The sequence below is a fragment of the Pseudomonas sp. Tul2A7 genome, from assembly GCF_054790505.1.
Map to the genome: position 1 here is coordinate 3678213 of NZ_CP186499.1, position 20920 is coordinate 3699132.

Here is a 20920-nt window from a genome sequence, read left to right on the forward strand (position 1 = left end):
ACTTCTGTTTAACCCGCTTCAATAACAACAACAATCCAGGAGACACCCCCAATGTTTGGCATGTCCCATGAGACGTTCCTGCTGCTCGATGCAGTGGTCACGGTAATCGGCCTGATTATCCTGATCACCAAATTCAAGATTCACCCGTTCATTTCCCTGACCATCGCCGCCGCGTTCCTCGGCCTGACGTCGGGCATGCCGATCGGCACCATCATCAAGGCGTTCCAGGACGGCTTCGGTGGTGTGCTCGGTTTCGTCGGCATCATCCTCGCGCTGGGCACCATGCTCGGCAAAATGATGGCCGAGTCGGGCGGGGCGGATCAGATCGCCCAGACCCTGATCCGTGCGTTCGGTAAGGATAAAGTCCAGTGGGCAATGATGTTCGCCGCGTTCCTGGTGGGCATTCCGCTGTTCTTCGAAATCGGTTTTGTCCTGCTGATTCCGCTGGTGTTCATCGTCGCGCGCCGCACCGGCGTGTCGATCATCAAGATCGGTATTCCGCTGCTCGCCGGCCTGTCCGCCGTCCACGGTCTGGTGCCACCGCACCCGGGTCCGCTACTGGCCATTGGCGTGTTCGGCGCTGACATTGGCAAGACCATTCTTTATGGTCTGATCGTGGCGCTGCCAACCGCGATCATTGCCGGTCCGATCTTCGGTACCTTCATCGCCAAGCACATTCCGGGTCACCCGAATCAGGAACTGGTCGATCAACTGGCCCGCGAAAATGACGACTCGACTACGCTGCCGAGCTTCAGCATCACCCTGATCACCGTGCTGCTGCCGGTGTTCCTGATGCTACTGAAAACCTTCGCTGACGTGGCGCTGCCGGACGGTCATTTCTTCCGCACCTGGATGGACATGATCGGTCACCCGATCTCGGCGCTGCTGCTGGCGCTGCTGCTGTCGCTGTACACCTTCGGGCACAAGCAGGGCATTGGTTCCCAGCAAATGCTCAAGTGGCTCGACGCAAGCCTGGCGCCAACCGCGGCGATCATCCTGATCATCGGTGCCGGCGGTGGCTTCAAGCAGATGCTGGTCACCAGCGGCGTGGGCGACGTGATCGGCCACATGGCGGTCAGCGCGCAGATCTCGCCGATCCTGCTGGCGTGGCTGGTGGCGGCGGTGATTCGTATCGCGACCGGTTCGGCAACTGTGGCGACCATTACCGGCGCGGGCATTGTCGTGCCGGTGGTGGGGATGATTCCGGGCGTTAACCGTGAGTTGCTGGTGCTCGCCACGGGTGCCGGTTCGCTGATCCTGTCGCACGTCAACGACGCCGGTTTCTGGCTGGTGAAGCAGTACTTCAACATGACCGTGGCCGAGACGTTCAAGACCTGGACGGCGATGGAAACCATCCTGTCCATCGTCGCGTTGGGCTTTATCCTGCTGCTGTCGCTGTTCGTTTAAGCGCTTCTTGCAGACACAAAAAAACCGCAGCGATGCGGTTTTTTTGTGGGTGGATTTTGTGGTTCACCCAAAACCAATGTGGGAGCGAGCCTGCTCGCGAAAGCGGTGGTTCAGTCACCATTGATGTAGCTGACACGACGCCTTCGCGAGCAGGCTCGCTCCCACAGGGGGTAAGTGTCAGGCGGAAGTTTTTGGAGTCAGGCCATCCGTCCGGAACATCCCGCGAATCCCGCGCACCGCCTGACGAATCCGGTCCTGGTTTTCGATCAGCGCAAAGCGCACATGATCGTCGCCGTACTCACCAAAACCAACCCCCGGCGAAACACAGACCTTGGCCTCGGCCAGCAGTTTCTTGGCGAATTCCAGCGAACCCAGATGCGCGTACTGCTCGGGAATCTTCGCCCAGACATACATCGACGCCTTCGGATTTTCGACCATCCAGCCCAGCTCATGCAGGCCTTTGACCAGCACATTACGACGCTGGCGATACTGCTCGGCGATGTCGCGCACGCATTGCTGATCGCCTTCCAGCGCAGCAATCGCCGCCACTTGCAGCGGGGTAAAGGTGCCGTAGTCGTGGTAGCTCTTGATCCGCGCCAGCGCGTTGACCAGTTCCGGGTTACCGACCATGAAACCGATGCGCCAGCCGGCCATGTTGTAGCTCTTGGACAGGGTGAAAAACTCTACCGCGATGTCCTTGGCGCCCGGCACCTGCATGATCGACGGGGCTTTCCAGCCGTCGTAGACGATGTCGGCGTAAGCCAGATCGTGAATCACCAATACGTCGTATTGCTTGGCGAGGGCGATCACTCGCTCGAAGAAATCCAGCTCCACGCATTGTGCAGTCGGGTTCGACGGGAAGCCGAGGATCATCATTTTCGGCTTCGGGATCGAGCCGCGAATGGCCCGTTCCAGTTCGTCGAAGAAGTCCACGCCTGGCACCAGCGGCACCGAACGCACCTGGGCGCCGGCAATCACCGCACCGTAGATGTGAATCGGGTAGCTCGGGTTCGGCACCAGCACGGTGTCGCCCTGATCGAGGGTCGCCAGCATCAAATGCGCCAGGCCTTCCTTGGAGCCGATGGTGACAATGGCTTCGCTTTCCGGGTCGATATCGACCTCGTAGCGCTGCTTGTACCAGTTGGAAATCGCCCGGCGCAGGCGCGGAATGCCCTTGGACGTCGAATAACCGTGGGTGTCTTCGCGTTGGGCAACCTGTACGAGTTTTTCGACAATGTGCGGCGGCGTGGCGCCGTCGGGGTTGCCCATGCTCAAGTCGATGATGTCTTCACCACGACGACGCGCGGCCATCTTCAGCTCGGCGGTGATGTTGAAAACGTAAGGGGGGAGTCGATCTATGCGCGCAAAGCGGCGCGGCGAACCTTGTTCGGCCATTGTTGCCTCGGATAACGTAAGCGCCCGGAACCGTCCGAGCGACGCTGGTCACTGCGGTGACCTGTGGCGGAAGATAAGGTCAGTGATGGCATACTGTCCAGCCCGTTTGTAAACAATTTTGTCCCAAGGAAATCGGTAGATGGAATTCACCAGCGGCTTCTTGCTGAGCCTTTCGCTGTGCCTGGATATCGGCGTGGCCAACATTGCGATGATCACATTGGCGATGCAGCGCGGTTACTTTCAGGGCTTTGCGCTGGGCCTCGGCACCTGCGTTGGCGACCTGATTTACGCGGTGCTGGCGCTGGCCGGGATGACCGTTTTGCTGCAATACGAGACTGTGCGCTGGGTGTTGTGGATTGGTGGTTCGGTGCTGCTGATCTACTTTGCGGCGAAGATGATTTACTCGGCGATTCATCACGAAGCGCTGCTGGCCGAGACGGCAGAAGTGGGGCAGAACTCCCATCGCAAGGAATTCTTCCGGGGGATTTTTCTCGCCATGTCGTCGCCGAGTGCGATTCTCTGGTTTGCCGCTGTTGGCGGTACGTTGATCGCCCGTTCCGGTGGCGGTGGGTCGCTGAGTTCGGCGCTGTTCCTTGGCGGTTTCCTTTGCGCCGGGCTGTTGTGGTCGGCGGGTTTATGCTTTGCCGCGAGCCACGGTGGCAAGCTGCTGGGCGACAAGCTGTTGCGCTACTCCTATATGGCATCTGCAGCGATCTTCTGCTATTTCGCGGTGTACGTGATCGTTTCCGGCTATAACGAGTTTGTCGGTTCGGGCGCCGTCGAGCAGTTGCACGCGCTGTAATCGTGCGAATTGGATCGGGCTTTCTATACTCCCAGCCGAACCCCTTTTTTGTTCCAGGAGTCGAGTCATGGATGAGCAAACACGCGTCGAAGTGGCTGAACCTCGCTTCGAACATGGACACTTCCTGCTGATTGCAGGCTTTCGCGGTCGATTTACTCAAGACACAGCCAAAGACATCCCGGCGCTGTGGGAAAAGTTCTTGCCGCACCTGGGAAAAATCCAAGGGCAAAAGAACGAAGTGACCTACGGGGTCTGCAGTAACTTCGATGGCAAGGGTGGCTTCGATTACATCGCCGGGGTGGAAATCAGCAAGCTCGATGACCTCGACCAGAAGGTCTACCAATGGGTCGAAGTGCTGCCCCGGCAATACGCAGTGTTCGAGCACAAGGGATCGCTCGAGCAATTGCCGCAAACCCTGCAATACATCTACAAGACCTGGTTGCCGACCTCTCATTACGTGGAGCTCAACGCCCCGGAGCTGGAGCGCTACAGCGCGGATTTCAATCCGAAGCTGCACACCGGCAAACTGGAAATCTGCGTACCGGTCGATACCAAGGCCTGAGCCGACAACCATGAGGCGGATCAATGATCCGCCTCATGGTTTTCAACCGCGTTTACCCTTGGCCAACCGTCGCGCCCGCAACAGGTCGATGCCCAAGGTGATAAAGCCGAAGGTACTGATGCCCAACACCATCAACAGGCCGATTTCAACGCTGCTCATAAGCGGTTTCCCCCAAGGGTGATCAGAGACACACCTGAGAAATAGCCCGCCGCGAACACGAAGAAAAGCACTTATACGCAGGCTTTACGCCGCCCGTGCGCATCGATATGCAGGCCTTATTCCTTTATGCTTTCGGCACTTTCTTCTGCTGATTTCCGAGCCGCCATGAACACCGTCATCCGCAACGTCACCGCCGCCGACCTGGACCGCTGCTACGCCATCGAAACCGTTGCCTACGAAGGTGACGAAGCGGCTACCCGCGAGAAAATCGCCACGCGCATCGCGACATGGCCGGAAGGGTTTGTCGTGGCCGAAGTGGATGGTGTGGTGGCCGGTTTCGTCAACTCCGGCGCGGCGTTTGATGTGCAGATGTCGGACGAGGCCTTCAAGGAACTGATCGGCCACGACCCGCAAGGGCCGAACGTGGTGATCATGTCGGTGGTGGTGTACCCGGATTATCAGGGGCAGGGCTTGGCCAAGCGTTTGATGGGCGAGTTCATTGAACGTATGCGCGGGATGGATAAGGCGACAATTCATTTGATGTGCAAGGAAAAGCACATTCCGCTGTATGCCGGGTTTAGCTTTGCCTACATCAAACCGTCGGAGTCGGATCACGGCGGGATGGCGTGGCACGAGATGATCCTGACTCTCTGACCCAGCACTGATCAAAACTGTGGGAGCGAGCCTGCTCGCGAAGAGGCCGTGTCAGCCAACCAATTTGTTGACTGATATGACGCTTTCGCGAGCAGGCTCGCTCCCACAGGGTGTTGTGGCTTTTGAAAATCCGCGTTTAGTAAAGGGTGTCGTTTACTCTTTTCGGGGCTTCACAGTCGTAGGTCTCGGCATCGAACTGCCCGTCATTCAGGCGCTTGTGGAATGCGCCAGCAGAGGGCAGGGCGGAGCGCGGCAGATGCGTTTCCGGGTTCCACGCATCAGAACGGACGAAGGCTTTCGAACAATGAAAAAACGCCGCCTCCACCGTCACCAGCAACACCGTTTTCGCCGGTTTGCCATTCACCGCAAAGCTTTCCAGCAGTTGCGGATCTGCGCTGATCGTCGCCGTGCCATTGACCCGCAATGTCTCGCCAATCCCCGGAATGATGAACAGCAGCGACACCCGCGAATCCTGCAGCACATTGCGCAGGGTATCGATGCGGTTGTTGCCCGGGCGATCGGGCAGGGCCAAGGTGCGCTCATCAATAATCCGCACAAACCCGGCCTTGTCGCCGCGCGGCGAATTATCCAGGCCCTCAGCCCCCACCGAGCTGACAATCACCAGCGGTGACAGGCGCACCATCGCCTGATAATCCTCGTTGAGAAAACCGATCTGCTTGCGCACCGCCCGTTCATGCGGCAATCCGTAAATCGCTTCCAGCGCTTCGATTGAGTCGATCATCCTTGCACCCTCGATGACTTAGAAAAACAGACCCATGCGCCGTTCGTAACCGATCCGGCCCTTGTACGCTTCGCCGCTGTCGACGTAGCCGTGTTTTGCGTACAGCGCGATGGCGGCGTCGTTATCCGCGTCCACTGACAATTCCAGCCCCTTGATCTCCGGCCACGCCTGACGCGCAACGTCGGGCAGCGCTTGCAGACAGGCCTTGCCGTAACCCTTGCCCTGCGCCCGGCGATCAACCTGCAACGCATGCAACGTGGCGCTGTGTTCATCGGCCCAGGCCGGCAACACTGGCGGGCGTTTAAGCAGCAGAAACGCTACTGGCACGTCGTCTGCCAACAGGGCAAAACCCTTCACGCCCGGGCCGGGTTTCGACAGCAGGGTGTGCAAGGCGCCATGGATATCGCCGGAGAATTTGATCTGCTCGGCATGGATTTCAATCGCCTCGACTTGCTGACGCTGCAAGGCGTTGAGGCTGTCGTACGGCACGAGTTGGGCTGACACGGGAATTTCCTTTTTCCTACAAAGATGAGCCTCGGATTCTAGCGATTTTGGCTTCAGTGGAAATTTTTTGTTTCGTCTGTCGATCTACCCGATTGCCGAACGACTAAGGGTGTCTTCACAACAAAAACACGGAGAACAGCATGAGCGCACAATCTGAAATCCAGACCCTGATCAACACCTACCGCGACGCCGTCATGACCAAAGACGTGGAGAAAGTCATGGCGTTGTACGCCGACGACATCGTCTCGTTCGATGCGATCAAGGCCCTGCAATTCAAGGGCAAACCTGCCTACCGCGCGCACTGGGTCGACTGCATGGAAATGTGCCCCGGCCCGCACATTTTCGAATTTCACGAAATCGCCATTGAAAGCGCCGACAACATCGCCTTTGCGCACTGGGTGGCGAACTGCGGTGGCACCAATGAGAAAGGCGAAACCCAGAGCTGCTGGATGCGCGTCACCGCCTGCTATCGGCAGGTTGGCGGGGCGTGGAAAATCGTCCACGAACACTGGTCGGCGCCGTTCGATCCGATGAGCGGCGCGACGCTGTTCGATGTGATTCCCTGATCTTCAGCCATAGTTGATCCGTCCGATTCAGGAGAATGCCATGAAGTATTTGTGCCTGGTCTACAGCGATGAACGCCTGCTGCATTCATCGCCCGACAGCCCGGAAGACGCCGAGTGCTGGGCTTATGCCGAGTCGATTCAGGGCAGTGGGCGAATGGTCGCCGCCGAAGCGCTGGAGTCGGTGCAGACCGCCACCACGGTGCGTATGCGCAACGGCAAGTTATCGATTACCGATGGCCCGTTCGCTGAAACCAAAGAGCAATTGGCCGGTTTCTATCTGATCGACGCCAAGGACCTCAACGAAGCGATCCAGGTCGCCGGCAACATTCCGGCTGCGCGGGTTGGCAGCGTTGAAGTGCGGCCGGTGCGGCAGTTGAATGTCTGAGGTTCGAGCGCGGGTCGAGCAGGTCTATCGCGAAGACTCGCGGCGGATTCTGGCGACGCTGATTCGCCTGCTGGGCGATTTCGACCTCGCCGAAGAGGCCTTGCACGAGGCGTTCTTTGTCGCGGTCGAACGCTGGCAACGCGACGGCGTGCCGGACAACCCGCGCACCTGGCTGGTGTCGACCGGGCGCTTCAAGGCGATTGACGTGTTGCGGCGACGTGCACGCTTCAAAGCTTCACAGCCCTTGCTGTTGGCGCAACTGGAAGAACTGGAACAGGCCGACTGGAGTGGCGAGGATGTGGAAGACGATCGTCTGCGGCTGATCTTCACCTGTTGTCACCCGGCATTGGCGGCGGATGCGCAAGTGCCGCTGACCTTGCGCGAAGTCTGCGACCTGACCACCGAGGAAATCGCCCGTGCCTTTCTCTCGGCGCCAGCGGCGATTGCCCAGCGCATCGTGCGGGCCAAAGCCAAGATTCGTGACGCGAAAATCCCTTATCAAGTACCGAGCCTGAGCGAATTGCCCGAACGCCTCGACAGTGTGTTGCGGGTGATTTATCTGGTGTTCAACGAAGGGTATTCGGCTTCGGTCGGGGCTGAATTGACGCGTGAGGATCTGACGCGCGAGGCGATCAGGCTGGGGCGGTTGTTGATGGAGTTGTTGCCGGAGCCGGAGGTGATGGGATTGTTGGCGATGATGTTGTTGCACGAGTCGCGACGTCCGGCGCGCACTTCGCCGAGTGGTGAACTGGTGCTGTTGGATGATCAGGATCGTTCGTTGTGGGATGCCGGCTTGATTACCGAAGGGTGTGCGCTGGTCGAGCGTGCGCTGACCACGCGGCGTTTTGGGCCGTATTGTCTGCAAGCGGCGATTGCGGCGGTGCATGCCGAGGCGCCGTCGGCGGGGGAGACGGATTGGGGGCAGATTGTTGGTTTGTATGATGTGCTGTTGCGCGCGGTGCCTTCGCCGGTGATCGAGTTGAACCGGGCGGTGGCGGTGGCCAAGCGTGATGGCGCGTTGGCAGGGTTGAATCTGATTGAAGGGATTTTGACGCAGGGCGAGTTGCAGGATTATCACTTGGCGCATTCGGCGCGGGCGGAGTTTTGTCGGCAGTTGGGCAGGGTGGAAGAGGCGAGGGCGGCGTATTTGCGGGCGTTGGAGTTGACCCGACAAGAGCCGGAGCGGCGGTTTATTCAAGGACGGCTCATGGCGCTGGAATTGCCCTCACCCTAGCCCTCTCCCAGAGGGAGAGGGGACTGATTGGGGATTGCTGTAGAACTACGCCGACCTGAAAGCTCAGTTGTGAATCCATAATCGAGGTGTAAACCGTAGCTATACATCCATAATCGACTCGGTCCTTCAGGTCGATGTCTGACGCAAGAACCTCGGTCGGCTCCCTCTCCCTCCGGGAGAGGGCTGGGGTGAGGGGCTTTTGACTTCAGGCTTGCCAGCGATTGGCAGCGACGCTATTCCAGCATCTTGCTCAACAACCAACTCCCCGCCGGCCCCGGCGGATACAGCCGCGACCACAACGCATCGACAAACACCGGTTTCGGCCAGCCGCGCACCTTCAACTCCACCAGCAAATCATTGCCAAAGCGCTGCGCCAGCCAGCGCGGCAAAGGCGCCCAGCCAAAACCTTTCTCGGCCATTTCCAGCAACATCAGATAACTCGGCGCCGACCACACCCGACCTTTGCCGCGACTGTCATAGGGATTGACGATGGTCGCCAGACGCAGCTCACGATGCTGCTCGAGGATCTGCTGATCAATGTGATCAAGCCTGGCCAGCGCGTGATCGCGATTGACGAACAGGGCAATTTCCGTGCGTTCCGCCACCGTCGACGTGACCAGATCCGGCGGATAGTTCTCTTGCATTTCGGCGAATGCCAGATGCGCGCGACCACGCTGTACCAACTCGATCAGGTCATCGCACTCAGCGATCAAGCATTCCAGCTCAAGATCCGGATAACGCTGCTCGAAACCGACCAGCGCGGCTTCAAAACGGTCCGACTGATAGGTGTCGGAAATCGCCACCGTCAGCTTCGGTTCGACGCCTTGCGACAACTGCCGCGCGGTCATTTCCAGACGACTGCTGGCCGCCAGAATCGCCTCGGCGCGTTGCAGCAGCACATGCCCGGCCGGGGTCAGCGTCGGTTTGCGACTGCTGCGATCGAACAGCTGCAGATCCAGATCGATCTCAAGGCTGGCCACCGCCGCACTGATCGTCGACTGACTGCGCCCCAACTTGCGCGCCGCTGCGGAAAACGAACCTTGCGTGGCCGCCTGGACAAATGCCAGCAGTACTTCCTGCGAGATCATCAACTATCGCCTTGATCGATGGTTATTGGTTATGAAGTATCGGTATCAAGATAGATCATGGCAACCATCTTCACTCAAGGAGTCAGGCCATGACTGCCCACAAATCCATCACAGAACGTATTTTTCAGGCCGTTGGTTTCGAACTGCTGGCCATCCTGATCTGCACGCCCTTGCTGGCGTGGATCATGCAAAAACCGATGCTTGAAATGGGCGCGGTGACCGTGTTGATCGCCTTGCTGGCACTGGGTTGGAACGTGGTGTTCAACCGCTTCTTCGACCGTATGCTGGCGCGCATGAACATCGCGCCTAATGCCTGGGTGCGTGTGGTGCACGCGCTGCTGTTCGAGGGTGGTTTGATCGTGATGGGTGTGCCGCTGATTGCCTGGTGGCTGTCGGTCAGCCTCTGGCAGGCGTTTTTGCTCGATATCGGTGTGCTGCTGTTTTTCCTGCCGTACACCTATGTGTATCACTGGGGCTATGACGTTTTGCGCGAGCGCTTCATGACGCGCAACGCTTGCCAGAACTGACGCCTACCTTTGTAGGAGCTGCCGAAGGCTGCGATCTTTTGATCTTGATTTTTAACAGCAAGATCAAAAGATCGCAGCCTTCGGCAGCTCCTACAGGAGGTAAGTGTTTTCAGTAAGAGTTAAAGGAACATGCCGCCAGATGCCTCCACCCGCTGGCCATTGATCCACTGTCCACCCGGCGACAGCAGCAGCGCCAACGCTCCGCCAATATCATCCGGCTGCCCGGCGCGTCCCAGCGCGGTGTTGCTGGCGACCATCGCATTCACCGCCGAGTTATCGCGTACGGCGCCACCACCGAAGTCAGTTTCGATAGCGCCCGGCGCGAGAATGTTCACGCCAATCTGCCGCGCACCCAACTCCTTGGCCTGATAACGGGTCAGCACTTCCATCGCGCCTTTCATCGCCGCGTAAGCGCCGTAACCCGGTAGGCTGAAACGAGTGAGGCCGCTGGAAATATTGATGATGCGCCCGCCGTCGTTAATCAGTGGCAGCAACTGCTGAGTCAGAAAGAACGGCCCTTTCAGCTGGATATTCATCAGCAAGTCGAACTGCTCCGGCGTGGTTTCGGCGAACAGTGCATGCACACCGATCCCGGCATTGTTGACCAGGAAATCAAAACGCTGACGGTCGAACGTCTGCTGCAACGCCTGCTCAACGTGTTTAGCGAAATCGGCAAAGCTTTCGCTGCGGCCAACATCGAGTTGCAGCATCACGGCTTTGCCGCCGAGTGCTTGCACTTCGGTCACCAGCGCCTGAGCTTCATCGGCACGGCTGTTGTAAGTGCCGATAACGTCGATGCCTTGAGCGGCGAGGTGCAGAGCGGCGTTTTTGCCCAGGCCACGGCTGGCGCCGGTGATCAATGCGATTTTACGATTCATGGAGGCTTCCTCGACTGCGGTGAGTGGTGATGGGATGAAGTTTATTTATCCGCCCTGAGGTGATAAACAGACTGAATCCGGAATCACTGATCGGCTCAGCCGAACAATAAAAGGCCTGCCATGAACAAACTGGAACTGCTGCGCACCTTCGTCCGGGTCAGCGAACTGTCGAGTTTCACTCTCGCCGGGGAAAGTCTCGGACTGCCCCGCTCAACCGTGTCCGAACACGTGCAAGCGCTGGAAGCCCTGCTCGGCACACGCCTGCTGCAACGCACCACGCGCAAAGTGCAGGCAACGCAGGACGGTCTGGTGTTGTACGAACGCAGCAAGGATCTGCTCTCGCACATGGACGAAATCGAGGGCCTGTTTCGGCAGGACGAGGCCTCGCTGACCGGGCGTATTCGTGTCGACCTGCCGAACATTCTCGCGCGGCGTCTGATCATGCCGCGCCTGCCGCAGTTCATGGATCGCCACCCGAATCTGGAATTGGAAATCAGCAGCACCGATCGACGCGTCGACTTGCTCAGCGAAGGGTTCGATTGCGTGGTGCGGATTGGCGCGCAGCCCGATCAATCGGTGGTCGCGCGGCACCTCGGGGACTTCCCTATGGTCAATTGCGCCAGCCCGGCCTACCTTGAGCGCTACGGTGTGCCGCAAACGCTGGAGGACCTGGCGCAGCATCGGCTGGTGCATTACGTTGGCGTGCTCGGTTCGCGTTCGGAAGGCTTTGTATACGAGGAGGGCGGTCAGGTTAAACGCCTGCCGATGGCTGGCAGCATTACGGTCAACAGTACTGACGCTTACGAGTCGGCGTGCCTCGGCGGCTTCGGCCTTACTCAGGTGCCGCGCACCGGCATGCAACCGCATCTGGAAAACGGCGAACTGGTCACCGTGTTGCCGCAGTTCACCGCGCCGGCGATGGGGATTTCATTGTTGTATGCGCGGCAACGGCATTTGCCGCTGCGGGTGCGGGTGTTTATGGACTGGCTCGGCGATCTGATTCGCTCCGCGCTCTGAACCTGAACACCGGTCAAAACTGTAGGAGTGAGCCTGCTCGCGATAGCGGTGTGTCAGTTTAATCAATGTTGACTGGTACACCGCTATCGCGAGCAGGCTCACTCCTACAAGGGATCTTCGTTCGTCAGAAGATCTGGGTGAACAGCCAATACAGGCTGCCCGACAGCAGGATCGCCGCCGGCAGTGTCAGCACCCACGCCATCAGCAGATTGCGGATAGTCTTCATCTGCAACCCGCCACCGTTGGCGACCATGGTCCCGGCCACACCGGATGACAACACATGGGTCGTCGACACCGGTAAACCAAACATGTCCGCCGCGCCAATCGTCAGCATCGCCACGGTTTCTGCCGAGGCACCCTGCGCATAGGTCAGGTGGGTCTTGCCGATCTTCTCGCCCACCGTCACCACAATGCGCTTCCAGCCAACCATGGTGCCCAGCCCCAGCGCGATGGCCACGGCGATCTTCACCCACAGCGGAATAAACCGCGTGGCGTTGTCGATCTGTTGCTTGAACAGTTGCAGTTTGCCGCTGGTGTCGGCGTCGAAATTGCCGACCTTGTTCTTGTCCATCAGGCGAATGCTTTCGCTGGCCAGGTACATGTCATTACGCACGTTGCCCATGGCTTCAGCCGGGACTTTCGCCAGCGAACCGTAACCTTTGACTTCTTCACCGATGTGCCCGGTGAGAGCGGCGAGGGCCGGGATCAGTTGCGGCGTGGCGTCCTTGCTGCGCACGTAATCGGAAAGGACCGCACGCGGATCGGCCGGTGTCGGCAACGGTGCACTTTTCACCAGCGCTTGTTGGGTGACTTGCGCCACGGCGGCAAACTGCAGCGATTGTTCTTCCGGCATGGTGCGGTTCAAGGCATACGCCATCGGCAGCGTGCCGACCAGAATCAACATGATCAGGCCCATGCCTTTCTGGCCGTCGTTGGAGCCGTGGGCGAAGGACACGCCGGTGCAGGTCAGAATCAGCAAACCGCGAATCCACCACGGCGGCGGGGTGTTGCCTTCCGGGGCTTTATACAGCGAACGATTCTTCACGAAGGCGCGCAGCGCCAGCAGCAACAGTGCCGCACAACCGAAACCCACCAGTGGCGACAGCAACAAGGCGTATCCGATCTTGGTCGCCTGTGCCCAATCGACACCGCTGGTGCCGTCGCGGCCGTGCATCAAGGCATTGGCCACACCGACACCGATGATCGAACCGATCAGCGTGTGCGAAGACGACGCCGGCAAACCCAGCCACCAAGTGCCGAGGTTCCACAGGATCGCCGCAATCAGCAGAGCAAAGATCATCGAGAAACCGGCAGACGAACCGACCTGCAGAATCAACTCCACCGGCAGCAACGCGATGATGCCGAACGCCACCGCGCCACTCGAAAGCAGCACGCCGAGAAAGTTGAAGAACCCCGACCAGACCACCGCGACATTGGGTGGCAGCGAGTGGGTGTAGATCACCGTCGCGACGGCGTTGGCGGTGTCGTGGAAACCGTTGACGAACTCGAAACCCAGGGCAATCAACAGCGCCACACCGAGCAGCAGAAACGGGGTCCAGGTGGTGACCACCGTGCCGAGTTCGTGCATGTCGTGCATCAGGCTGTAGGCGGTGAACAGCATCCCCATCGCCAGCACGGCGAAAAAGATCACGTAGGTAAACGGGCCGGTTTTCTTGTCGAGGGCTGGCCTGCCGCTGTGGGCGGACGTGGGGCTGGCGGTCAGGGAGGGAGTAGCCATGAGCGGACAATCCTGAGCGAGGGAAGGAATGTCGCCCATGATCGTTGCAGAATGTTACAGAGTGACTGCGCCATGTCAGTGTTTGGCTGATTAGCCCAACCGTCGGTCTTCTGCTCGTTCCCACGCTCTGCGTGGGAATGCCGCCCGGGACGCTCCGCGTCCCAGTGACGCAGAGCGTCACTCGATGCATTCCCACGCAGAGCGTGGGAACGAGCGTGTGGAGAAATCAATAGTCCCCGCGCTTGCGAAACGCCCACCGCCCGGCAATCACGGTAAACGTCGCCACCAGCGCGACCAATATCCAGAACCCCTCCGGATCCTGCGACAACGGCACGCCACCCACATTCATCCCGAAGAAACCGGCAATGATGTTGATCGGCAGCGCCAGCACAGTCACCACCGTCAGGGTGAACAGCGTGCGGTTGCTCTGTTCGTTGAGGTTGGCGGCGATCTCTTCCTGCAGCAGTTTGATCCGCTCACCCAGCGCAGTGAGGTCGTTGATGATCAGCGCAAACTCCTCGGTGGACTTGCGCAGCTCCTTGACGTCCTCCTTCTGCAACCACGGCGGCGGCCGGTTAAGCAGACGCAACAACGAACCCGGTTCCAGCGCCAGCAGCCGTTGCAAACGCACCAGCACGCGCCGGTTGGCACCGAGTTCTGCACGGTTGGTCGACAGTCGCGAGGAGAGCAATTCGTCCTCGACCTGATCAACACTCATGCTGGTCTTGCGCACGATTTGCGTGAGCACTTCGCCCTGATCGCGCAGCAGATGCACGAGCAGTTCCGAGGGCGAACGAAAGCGTTCGCCGGCCTTCACCGATGAGCGCAATTTGTCCACCGAGTGCAGCGGTTGCAAACGCGCGCTGACAATCAGTTTGCTGCGCACACAAACCCACAGCGTCGACACGTCCGAGGAGACCATGCTGCTCAGGTTGAACACCACATCGTTGACCACCGCCAGCAACGCCGAATCGACATGCTCGATGCGCGTCGAACGCGAGCCTTCGTGCAGCGCCTCGAAAAACTCCTCGGGCAATTGCAGATGACTTTTCATCCAGCGCTCGCACGCCGCGTGCGCCAGATTGAGGTGCAGCCAAAGAAATTCGCCACTGTCGCTGTCGTCCTGCAAACAGCGCAACGCCGTGGCGGAATCGACTTCGCGGCCACGTTCACCGGGCAGGAAGCGATAGCCGTAGAGCAGGCCAAACAGATCGGGATCGCGATGGCTGATATCGAGGCTGTGGTTCATGAAGGCTCGCTGCGAGGAGGGTGCGTCGGTTGTGCAAATGGCAGGTTCACTGAGCCGCATCATCGCAATGTCACATGACGTTTATGTGACGGCAAAGTGACGTCAAATCAGCGACTTACCGATGGTCTGATTTTCTTCAAGAAACGCTCTGGCGCGCCGATCACAGGTGCGTTAGGTTGCGCGCCATTGGCCATGAACCAAGGCTCGCCGACATGGATGTCCGGCACAATTTCACGCCTTACCGGGCGTGCCTCATCCTTGTCCTGAGTATCTTCCGATGCTGCAAAAATCCCTGAGAGCGCAAATTCTCGCCCTGCTGAGCGGCAGCCTGCTGGCGGTGCTGTTGATTGCGCTGGCCTGTTTTCATTTTCTGTCCAACGGCGTGCAAAGCTACAGCCGGTTGATCGCAGGCCCGTTGCATACCTCGCAACTGATCGACGAAGCCAACCTGCAATTCAAGGTGCAGGTGCAGGAGTGGAAAAACGTCCTGCTGCGCGGCAAGCAACCGGCGGATCTGGCCAAGTATTGGGGCCAGTTCGAAGATCGCCAGCGCGATGTGCAGAAGCTCCTTGGTGAACTGGCCAGCCAGAAAGGCATAGAGCCGAGTCTGAAAAACCGCATCGAACGTTTGCGTGATGAGCATCGTCAGTTGGGTTCTGCGTATCAGAGGGGACGTGATGCCTACGTGGCTGCCGGTGGTGATCCGGCGGCCGGTGATGCGGCGGTCAAAGGCGTCGACCGCGCCGCCAGCGATCAGATGAGTGAACTGGTCGCCGAGTTGCGCAAGCAAGGCACCGCGCAGTCGGCGCTGATCAGTGCCGAGGCCGATCGCACCGTGTGGCTGGGACTGTTGGTGATGCTCGTGTCGGGTCTGCTGATCGGCCTGTTGAGCCTGTGGCTGGTCAACCGCAACCTGGTCGAGCCAATTCGCAAACTCATCGATTACGTCACCCAATTGAGCCGCGGCAAACTGGCCGAACGTGTGGTCAGCGACCGTCAGGATGAGCTGGGCAATCTTGCCGCTGCCGCCAACACCCTGCGTGATTTTCTCGCCGAAACCTTCACCCGTCTGCAGCGCAGCGCGAGTGATCTGGACAGCGCCAGCGGTGAGTTGAACGCGATCGCCACGATCATGGCCGGTGGCACCAACGAGCAGTTCAACCGCACCGATCAAGTGGCCACGGCGATGAACGAAATGTCCGCTACCGCGCAGGAAGTGGCGCGTCACGCCGCCGATGCCGCGCGTGCTGCGGACGATGCTGACCAGTCCGCCCAACAGGGTGAAAAGGTCATGCAGAGCACTATCCACTCGATCACGCAGATGCGCGGCGAAATCGCCAACACCGCCACGGTGATCCGTCGTCTGGAAGCCGACAGCGGTCGTATCGGCAAAGTGCTGGAAGTGATTCGCGGCATCGCCGAGCAGACCAATCTGCTGGCACTCAACGCCGCGATCGAAGCGGCGCGCGCCGGTGAAGCCGGGCGTGGTTTTGCCGTGGTTGCCGATGAAGTGCGCAACCTCGCACAGCGCACCGCCGAGTCGATCATCGAGATCAACCAGATCATTCAGAGCGTGCAGACCGGTGCGGTGGACGCGGCGCAAGCCATCGACAGCGGCCAGACGCGCAGTGATGAAAGCGTCGAGCAGGTGACCCAGGCCGGCGCGATGCTGGAGCGCATCACCCACGCCGTGGAAGCGATCCGCGACATGAACCGTCAGATCGCCACCGCTGCGGAAGAGCAGACCTCGGTGGCCGAGGACATCTCGCGCAATCTCACCGAAATCACTTCGATCGCCAGCACCAACCTCGACAACGTGCAGCGCACCGAAAGCGCCAGCCAGAACCTGCATGGTCTGTCCGGGCAACTGAACGAAGTCACCGCGCGTCTGAGCGCCTGACGCCATCGACTGTGTACCGGTTCGGATACCGAGTCGGTACACAGTCGATCTCAAATTGATGCGGCCAGTGTCGATGACCGGTTATCTATAACCGGCATTGGAGCCTTTTCATGGTCAGCATCACTTCTGTTTCGATCAATCAGACCGTCACGACACCCACCAGTAAAACTTCGATCAGTGACGTCGGTGACGACGCGTCTACCTCAGCAACCGCCAGCACGGGAGCTACGCCCGATACCGGTAAAGTCGCCGCCGGTGGTGGGGCGGCGCCGGCGGGTGACAGCAGTTCCAGCAGCAGCGAGGAATCGGATTCGGTAAAGGAACTGCGCAAGCAGATTGCCGAACTGCAGAAGCAATTGCAGGAGGAGCAGCAAGCGTTGCAAGCGGCCCAGGCGAAGCAGGAAAGTTCTGATGCGAAGGTCGCCGAAGTGGCTGCCGCGCAAGCGCAGATCACCGCCACCTCGGCCTCCCTGTCCACCGCCACCGCCTCGCTGTTGCAGGCGTTGCAGGATTCTGACAGCAGCACTTCCGGTTCGCTGGTCAGCACCTCGGCGTGATGCCCTTTTCCCTCACCCTAGCCCTCTCCCAGAGGGAGAGGGGACTGACCGCGGTGACTATTCGAGTTACGCCGAGCTGAAATATCGAGGCGCACTCAGGTCTTGAATAGCCCCCGATCGGCTCCCTTTCCCCCTCGCCCCCTTGGGGGAGAGGGCTGGGGTGAGGGGGAGAAAATCTCACTGACAACACATCAACCATGCCAAACACCAGACACAAAAAAGCCGCACGATCTTTCAATCGTGCGGCTTTTGGTGGTGCGTTCAATCAAGTGTCTTGCTTGTTGCTCAACACCTTGCCGGTCGTTGCATCAAAGTCCACATCGAACTCTTTGCCATCAGCAGTTTTCAATTCAACTTCATACTCATAACCGTTGAAGTGGTTATCCAGATCCGTGTCAGTGATAGTCGCACCCGGATGCAGTTTCAGTGCTTCGGCGTTCATCGACTCCAGCGACTTGATCTTGCCCGACTTAACCAGTTCAGGAATCTGGTCAACGCGAACATCAGCCTGGGCCAGGCCAGCGGTAAGAGTCAGAGCAGCGGCGGTAAACAGGGCAGTCAAAGTTTTCATCGGTTCGTTCCTTGGGGTGATTCGTTTAAGTGGCCTCAGGTTAACCGGCACAACTTAACTCACCCTTAAAATCCCAAACCCAAACAAAACGGGCAAGCCCTGCACCTGCACAGAACCTGTGGAAGTGTGGCTTGCCCGCAATGAAGGCGCCTCGATTTCAGATCAGAAACCGTTGTTCTTCAGCACCTGATCAACACTGGCGGACGCCGGGCGTTTATAGAATTTCAACAGCTCGCTGGCACGGTTGGTAAAGATGCCGTCGACACCGGCCGCCATGACTTTCTCGAAGTCCACCGGCTCGTCGACGGTGTAGACGTGCACCAGCATGCCTTGGTCGTGGGTGTATTGGTTCATCCACGGTTGCACCAGATCCGAATAGCTCTGGTCGCCGCCCTTGGTCAGCTTCGCCGACGGGCCGGTACCGATGGCACCTTGCGACTTGGCGTAATCCACCCATTGTTTGAATTCGGCTTCGGACTTCGGCTCTTGCTTGCCGTAGAAAACGTTTTTGTTTTTCTCGCCGGATTCGGCAAACGTCACTTTCGATTTCGGCTCGATGCTGCCTTCGCCCACCCACAACAGGAGGATTTTCGGCACTTGCGGCATTTCTTTTTCCAGCAGTTCGAGGCTGTTTTTCTCGAACGTCTGCAGGATCACTTTGCCTTTACCCTGACCAACACCCAGCGCACTTTTCGCCAGTTTCGAACCGGCCGGGCTCAGCCAGCCACGATCCTGCAGTTTTTCCTTGAGGTCTTTCTCGATCCCGGGAAACAGCTGCGGCTCTTTGGTCTCGATGTACAGGCCCGGCTTGTGTTGCGGATTGGCCTGAGCGATGTCGATGATTTCATCGAGAGTCAGAATTTTCAGCCCGGCGTAGGACGGGCGGGCGCGATCCGGGTACTTGGCGTTGAACCAGCTGCCGGCATCGAGGGTTTTCAGTTCGGCCATGGTGAACGCGGTGGCCGAGGCGTCTTTGCGCTCCGGAAACTTGCTGGCAACGTCAGTGGTGCGTTGCAGGTTGTCGTCGTGCAGGGCGAACAGCACGCCGTCCTTGCTGCGCTGCAAGTCCATTTCCAGGTAATCGGCGCCCAGGTCGCGAGCCAGTTTGTAGGAGGCAGCGGTGGATTCCGGTGCATCGAAAGACGCGCCACGGTGGGCGATCACCGCCGGGTGCGGGATACCGTTGGCGGCAGCGATCGCTTTCGGATCAGTCTGGCTGGCGGCGTGCGCCTGACCGAGGCCGAGCAGCAGGCTCAGGACCAGAGCGCTTTTGGTGAAAGTAGCGGGCATGTTCGAGTTCCTTTCGCAGGGCATTTTCAAAGACGTACCTTTTAACAACTGAAACGCTCGGGTGCTATCGCAGGACCGACATAAACGTATTAAAAGCGATTTTTCCTGCACTTTTGTGGCGCGGTTTGCAGTACGCTTGCCAACGGCAGACGCTCCGGCAGAGGGCGCGCCGTGCAGTTGCCCTGCGTGTAAACCATCGATCTTTTTTCGTGAGGTTTACCATGCGCATCACCTCCCAACTCATCTGCCAGGCTGCCGACGATCTCAAGGGTTTTGTCGGTCTTAACCGCAAAACCGGTCAATACATCGTGCGCTTCAGCGAAGATTCGTTCGGCATGGACGTGGCCGATGACGGCATTATTCCTGTGAATGAATTCGTCTGGGCGCCGGCGACAGCGCAGACCATGACGCTTAAACGCGAGTTGATTCAGTTGTTGCTGGATCAGAATATTGATGACCGAATCAACATCACCGAGCCGTTGCGCGTTTATATGAGCAAAGTTGAAGTGCCGGAGATTGTGGCGGTGCGCAGTCTGGTGCGGGGCTGAAGTTTTGCTGTGAGGGTGAGGGCCTCTTCGCGAGCAGGCTCGCTCCCACATTGGATCTGCGTCGATCACAAATCCCCTGTGGGAGCGAGCCTGCTCGCGAAGGCGGCCGTCAATGCGCCGCTATTTTATGGCCCGAACCGATACTCGCGTTCAACCTTGCACACCCGCGTATGAAACGCCGAATACCATTGCGAACGACCACGCGCCTGAATCTCCCGATGCTCAGGATGCTGCCGCCACGCCAGAATCGCCGCTTCGCTCTGCCAATACGACACCGTAATCCCCACGCCATCCGCCCCTCGAACCGACTCCACCCCAAGAAACCCCGGCTGCTCACTCACCAACGCAGCCATGCGCTCAGCCGCATCGGCATAGCCGTTGTCACCCTCGGTTCGAGTCGACGTAAAAATCACCGCAAAGCAGGCAGCCATCAACGTGACTCCGCACAAGCTTCAACAAACGCGCGCACCAGCGGCGGCATCTGCCCTTTGAGCGCCGCGCGTTCCGGTTGAAACAACGTGGCGACAAAGAACCGCTGATCCTTGAGTTCAATTGCGCGCAAATCCCCCGTCGAATCATGACCCACGGCGTGTAGCCGATCGTTCAACAGTTCCCGTTCGAACAGCGGATTCACACCGAAGCGGCAGCGATAGCCTTCACGAATCTGCGACGTTTCGTACGCCTTGGCGATCAACGACCCGGGCACCAAATGAATACTGTCCACCGCTTCGACCAGCGAACAGGTCAACGGCGTGAGTACCGCGCGTTCAGAGTCGGGCGATGTTTCACCGTGTTCCGCATCCTCCCAACCCAACACGTTGCGGGAAAATTCCAGCACTGCATGCTGAAAACCGCCGCAGGTGCCGAGGAAAGGGCGCCGCTGTTCGCGGGCAAAACGGATCGCCCGCAATGCGCCGGCTTCACTTTTGTAAGGACTGGCGGGGACGCACCAGAAACCGTCGAACCGCTCGAGCGGCGTATCGGCGTGGATCTGCTCGGTGGGCAACCATTCGAATTGCACGTTGCGGTTGAGGTGTTCGGCGACCAGCCCGAGGGCGACGGGAATGGCTTGGTGGGCGGTGACTTGCGGATCGTAGTCGCCGATCAGGGCGATACGGAGGGCGCTGTTTTCCATGGGATTTCCCTG

General features: G+C 59.1%; 23 protein-coding genes. 12 read left to right on the forward strand and 11 right to left on the reverse strand.

Annotation, left to right across the window (positions count from 1 at the left end):
• Positions 1–51: 51 nt before the first annotated feature.
• Positions 52–1407: a GntP family permease gene (locus tag ACOYXJ_RS16510; protein WP_038362591.1), complete on the forward strand. Its 1356-nt coding sequence runs from the start codon at positions 52–54 to the stop codon at positions 1405–1407.
• Between the two features lie 177 nt (positions 1408–1584).
• On the opposite strand, the gene alaC is transcribed toward ACOYXJ_RS16510, so the two are convergent.
• On the reverse strand, positions 1585–2802 hold the full coding sequence (gene alaC / locus ACOYXJ_RS16515; protein WP_460370485.1) for an alanine transaminase: 1218 nt from the start codon (positions 2800–2802) through the stop codon (positions 1585–1587).
• A gap of 139 nt (positions 2803–2941) precedes the next feature.
• On the opposite strand from alaC, the gene ACOYXJ_RS16520 reads away from it, so the two are divergent.
• The 3 genes from ACOYXJ_RS16520 (at position 2942) to ACOYXJ_RS16530 (ending at position 4979) form a co-directional block, all read left to right on the forward strand.
• Entirely contained in the window at positions 2942–3604 is a 663-nt protein-coding gene (locus tag ACOYXJ_RS16520) for a LysE family translocator (protein WP_460370487.1), read from the forward strand.
• Between the two features lie 67 nt (positions 3605–3671).
• Positions 3672–4166: a GyrI-like domain-containing protein gene (locus tag ACOYXJ_RS16525; protein ID WP_150795178.1), complete on the forward strand. Its 495-nt coding sequence runs from the start codon at positions 3672–3674 to the stop codon at positions 4164–4166.
• 324 nt (positions 4167–4490) lie between these two features.
• Positions 4491–4979: a GNAT family N-acetyltransferase gene (locus ACOYXJ_RS16530; RefSeq protein ID WP_460370490.1), complete on the forward strand. Its 489-nt coding sequence runs from the start codon at positions 4491–4493 to the stop codon at positions 4977–4979.
• 136 nt (positions 4980–5115) lie between these two features.
• On the opposite strand, the gene ACOYXJ_RS16535 is transcribed toward ACOYXJ_RS16530, so the two are convergent.
• The gene (locus ACOYXJ_RS16535; protein ID WP_460370492.1) at positions 5116–5721 is read right to left on the reverse strand and encodes a pyridoxamine 5'-phosphate oxidase family protein; all 606 of its coding nucleotides are present in this window, start codon (positions 5719–5721) and stop codon (positions 5116–5118) included.
• Positions 5722–5739: 18 nt separating this feature from the next.
• Positions 5740–6225 (reverse strand): GNAT family N-acetyltransferase, encoded by a 486-nt coding sequence (locus tag ACOYXJ_RS16540; protein ID WP_460370494.1) that lies wholly within the window; start codon positions 6223–6225, stop codon positions 5740–5742.
• A gap of 140 nt (positions 6226–6365) precedes the next feature.
• Here ACOYXJ_RS16540 and ACOYXJ_RS16545 point away from each other — a divergent pair, with 140 nt between their 5' ends.
• Genes ACOYXJ_RS16545 through ACOYXJ_RS16555 form a run of 3 tightly spaced genes read left to right on the forward strand, consistent with a single transcriptional unit; the run spans position 6366 to position 8410 of the window.
• On the forward strand, positions 6366–6791 hold the full coding sequence (locus tag ACOYXJ_RS16545) for a YybH family protein (protein ID WP_460370496.1): 426 nt from the start codon (positions 6366–6368) through the stop codon (positions 6789–6791).
• Between the two features lie 40 nt (positions 6792–6831).
• Entirely contained in the window at positions 6832–7176 is a 345-nt protein-coding gene (locus ACOYXJ_RS16550; protein WP_008081988.1) for a YciI family protein, read from the forward strand.
• Positions 7169–8410: an RNA polymerase sigma factor gene (locus ACOYXJ_RS16555; RefSeq protein ID WP_460370498.1), complete on the forward strand. Its 1242-nt coding sequence runs from the start codon at positions 7169–7171 to the stop codon at positions 8408–8410. Before ACOYXJ_RS16550 ends, ACOYXJ_RS16555 begins: the two co-directional genes overlap by 8 nt.
• Before the next feature lie 233 nt (positions 8411–8643).
• Here ACOYXJ_RS16555 and ACOYXJ_RS16560 read toward each other — a convergent pair whose 3' ends face one another.
• Positions 8644–9498 (reverse strand): LysR family transcriptional regulator, encoded by an 855-nt coding sequence (locus tag ACOYXJ_RS16560; RefSeq protein WP_150795173.1) that lies wholly within the window; start codon positions 9496–9498, stop codon positions 8644–8646.
• 89 nt (positions 9499–9587) lie between these two features.
• Between ACOYXJ_RS16560 and ACOYXJ_RS16565 the strand changes: the two genes are divergently transcribed.
• Complete coding sequence (locus tag ACOYXJ_RS16565) at positions 9588–10025, forward strand: multidrug/biocide efflux PACE transporter (RefSeq protein WP_460370501.1); 438 nt, start codon at positions 9588–9590, stop codon at positions 10023–10025.
• A 119-nt stretch (positions 10026–10144) separates the two neighbouring features.
• Here ACOYXJ_RS16565 and ACOYXJ_RS16570 read toward each other — a convergent pair whose 3' ends face one another.
• Complete coding sequence (locus ACOYXJ_RS16570; protein WP_460370504.1) at positions 10145–10903, reverse strand: SDR family NAD(P)-dependent oxidoreductase; 759 nt, start codon at positions 10901–10903, stop codon at positions 10145–10147.
• A 120-nt stretch (positions 10904–11023) separates the two neighbouring features.
• Here ACOYXJ_RS16570 and ACOYXJ_RS16575 point away from each other — a divergent pair, with 120 nt between their 5' ends.
• On the forward strand, positions 11024–11920 hold the full coding sequence (locus tag ACOYXJ_RS16575; protein WP_273917172.1) for a LysR family transcriptional regulator: 897 nt from the start codon (positions 11024–11026) through the stop codon (positions 11918–11920).
• A gap of 124 nt (positions 11921–12044) precedes the next feature.
• On the opposite strand, the gene ACOYXJ_RS16580 is transcribed toward ACOYXJ_RS16575, so the two are convergent.
• Together ACOYXJ_RS16580 and ACOYXJ_RS16585 are read right to left on the reverse strand one after the other, a co-directional pair.
• Positions 12045–13658: an inorganic phosphate transporter gene (locus ACOYXJ_RS16580; protein ID WP_150795169.1), complete on the reverse strand. Its 1614-nt coding sequence runs from the start codon at positions 13656–13658 to the stop codon at positions 12045–12047.
• A 226-nt stretch (positions 13659–13884) separates the two neighbouring features.
• Positions 13885–14907 (reverse strand): transporter, encoded by a 1023-nt coding sequence (locus ACOYXJ_RS16585; protein WP_007917764.1) that lies wholly within the window; start codon positions 14905–14907, stop codon positions 13885–13887.
• Positions 14908–15184: 277 nt separating this feature from the next.
• Between ACOYXJ_RS16585 and ACOYXJ_RS16590 the strand changes: the two genes are divergently transcribed.
• Entirely contained in the window at positions 15185–16807 is a 1623-nt protein-coding gene (locus ACOYXJ_RS16590; RefSeq protein ID WP_460370508.1) for a methyl-accepting chemotaxis protein, read from the forward strand.
• 110 nt (positions 16808–16917) lie between these two features.
• Positions 16918–17364, forward strand: a complete 447-nt coding sequence (locus tag ACOYXJ_RS16595; protein ID WP_460370510.1) for a hypothetical protein — start codon at positions 16918–16920, stop codon at positions 17362–17364.
• A gap of 265 nt (positions 17365–17629) precedes the next feature.
• Here ACOYXJ_RS16595 and ACOYXJ_RS16600 read toward each other — a convergent pair whose 3' ends face one another.
• Together ACOYXJ_RS16600 and ACOYXJ_RS16605 are read right to left on the reverse strand one after the other, a co-directional pair.
• Positions 17630–17935 (reverse strand): PepSY domain-containing protein, encoded by a 306-nt coding sequence (locus tag ACOYXJ_RS16600; protein WP_007917758.1) that lies wholly within the window; start codon positions 17933–17935, stop codon positions 17630–17632.
• Positions 17936–18097: 162 nt separating this feature from the next.
• On the reverse strand, positions 18098–19225 hold the full coding sequence (locus ACOYXJ_RS16605; protein WP_460370512.1) for a glycerophosphodiester phosphodiesterase: 1128 nt from the start codon (positions 19223–19225) through the stop codon (positions 18098–18100).
• 221 nt (positions 19226–19446) lie between these two features.
• Between ACOYXJ_RS16605 and ACOYXJ_RS16610 the strand changes: the two genes are divergently transcribed.
• On the forward strand, positions 19447–19773 hold the full coding sequence (locus ACOYXJ_RS16610) for a DUF2025 family protein (RefSeq protein WP_108227136.1): 327 nt from the start codon (positions 19447–19449) through the stop codon (positions 19771–19773).
• A gap of 125 nt (positions 19774–19898) precedes the next feature.
• On the opposite strand, the gene ACOYXJ_RS16615 is transcribed toward ACOYXJ_RS16610, so the two are convergent.
• Together ACOYXJ_RS16615 and ACOYXJ_RS16620 are read right to left on the reverse strand one after the other, a co-directional pair.
• Positions 19899–20204 (reverse strand): antibiotic biosynthesis monooxygenase family protein, encoded by a 306-nt coding sequence (locus ACOYXJ_RS16615; protein ID WP_460370514.1) that lies wholly within the window; start codon positions 20202–20204, stop codon positions 19899–19901.
• Entirely contained in the window at positions 20204–20908 is a 705-nt protein-coding gene (locus ACOYXJ_RS16620; RefSeq protein WP_460370516.1) for a CTP synthase C-terminal region-related (seleno)protein, read from the reverse strand. The genes ACOYXJ_RS16615 and ACOYXJ_RS16620 overlap by 1 nt, the downstream gene beginning before the upstream one ends.
• Between the last annotated feature and the right edge of the window lie 12 nt (positions 20909–20920).

Bases quoted from the DNA above. Each gene is read 5' to 3' on its own strand.
- alaC (WP_460370485.1), bottom strand. From the start codon at position 2,802: ATGGCCGAACAAGGTTCGCCGCGCCGCTTTGCGCGCATAGATCGACTC.
- ACOYXJ_RS16535 (WP_460370492.1), bottom strand. From the start codon at position 5,721: ATGATCGACTCAATCGAAGCGCTGGAAGCGATTTACGGATTGCCGCAT.
- ACOYXJ_RS16595 (WP_460370510.1), top strand. From the start codon at position 16,918: ATGGTCAGCATCACTTCTGTTTCGATCAATCAGACCGTCACGACACCC.
- ACOYXJ_RS16610 (WP_108227136.1), top strand. From the start codon at position 19,447: ATGCGCATCACCTCCCAACTCATCTGCCAGGCTGCCGACGATCTCAAG.
- ACOYXJ_RS16520 (WP_460370487.1), top strand. From the start codon at position 2,942: ATGGAATTCACCAGCGGCTTCTTGCTGAGCCTTTCGCTGTGCCTGGAT.
- ACOYXJ_RS16575 (WP_273917172.1), top strand. From the start codon at position 11,024: ATGAACAAACTGGAACTGCTGCGCACCTTCGTCCGGGTCAGCGAACTG.
- ACOYXJ_RS16600 (WP_007917758.1), bottom strand. From the start codon at position 17,935: ATGAAAACTTTGACTGCCCTGTTTACCGCCGCTGCTCTGACTCTTACC.
- ACOYXJ_RS16605 (WP_460370512.1), bottom strand. From the start codon at position 19,225: ATGCCCGCTACTTTCACCAAAAGCGCTCTGGTCCTGAGCCTGCTGCTC.
- ACOYXJ_RS16580 (WP_150795169.1), bottom strand. From the start codon at position 13,658: ATGGCTACTCCCTCCCTGACCGCCAGCCCCACGTCCGCCCACAGCGGC.
- ACOYXJ_RS16565 (WP_460370501.1), top strand. From the start codon at position 9,588: ATGACTGCCCACAAATCCATCACAGAACGTATTTTTCAGGCCGTTGGT.
- ACOYXJ_RS16570 (WP_460370504.1), bottom strand. From the start codon at position 10,903: ATGAATCGTAAAATCGCATTGATCACCGGCGCCAGCCGTGGCCTGGGC.
- ACOYXJ_RS16550 (WP_008081988.1), top strand. From the start codon at position 6,832: ATGAAGTATTTGTGCCTGGTCTACAGCGATGAACGCCTGCTGCATTCA.
- ACOYXJ_RS16555 (WP_460370498.1), top strand. From the start codon at position 7,169: ATGTCTGAGGTTCGAGCGCGGGTCGAGCAGGTCTATCGCGAAGACTCG.
- ACOYXJ_RS16615 (WP_460370514.1), bottom strand. From the start codon at position 20,204: ATGGCTGCCTGCTTTGCGGTGATTTTTACGTCGACTCGAACCGAGGGT.
- ACOYXJ_RS16545 (WP_460370496.1), top strand. From the start codon at position 6,366: ATGAGCGCACAATCTGAAATCCAGACCCTGATCAACACCTACCGCGAC.
- ACOYXJ_RS16530 (WP_460370490.1), top strand. From the start codon at position 4,491: ATGAACACCGTCATCCGCAACGTCACCGCCGCCGACCTGGACCGCTGC.
- ACOYXJ_RS16585 (WP_007917764.1), bottom strand. From the start codon at position 14,907: ATGAACCACAGCCTCGATATCAGCCATCGCGATCCCGATCTGTTTGGC.
- ACOYXJ_RS16510 (WP_038362591.1), top strand. From the start codon at position 52: ATGTTTGGCATGTCCCATGAGACGTTCCTGCTGCTCGATGCAGTGGTC.
- ACOYXJ_RS16525 (WP_150795178.1), top strand. From the start codon at position 3,672: ATGGATGAGCAAACACGCGTCGAAGTGGCTGAACCTCGCTTCGAACAT.
- ACOYXJ_RS16620 (WP_460370516.1), bottom strand. From the start codon at position 20,908: ATGGAAAACAGCGCCCTCCGTATCGCCCTGATCGGCGACTACGATCCG.
- ACOYXJ_RS16560 (WP_150795173.1), bottom strand. From the start codon at position 9,498: ATGATCTCGCAGGAAGTACTGCTGGCATTTGTCCAGGCGGCCACGCAA.
- ACOYXJ_RS16590 (WP_460370508.1), top strand. From the start codon at position 15,185: ATGCTGCAAAAATCCCTGAGAGCGCAAATTCTCGCCCTGCTGAGCGGC.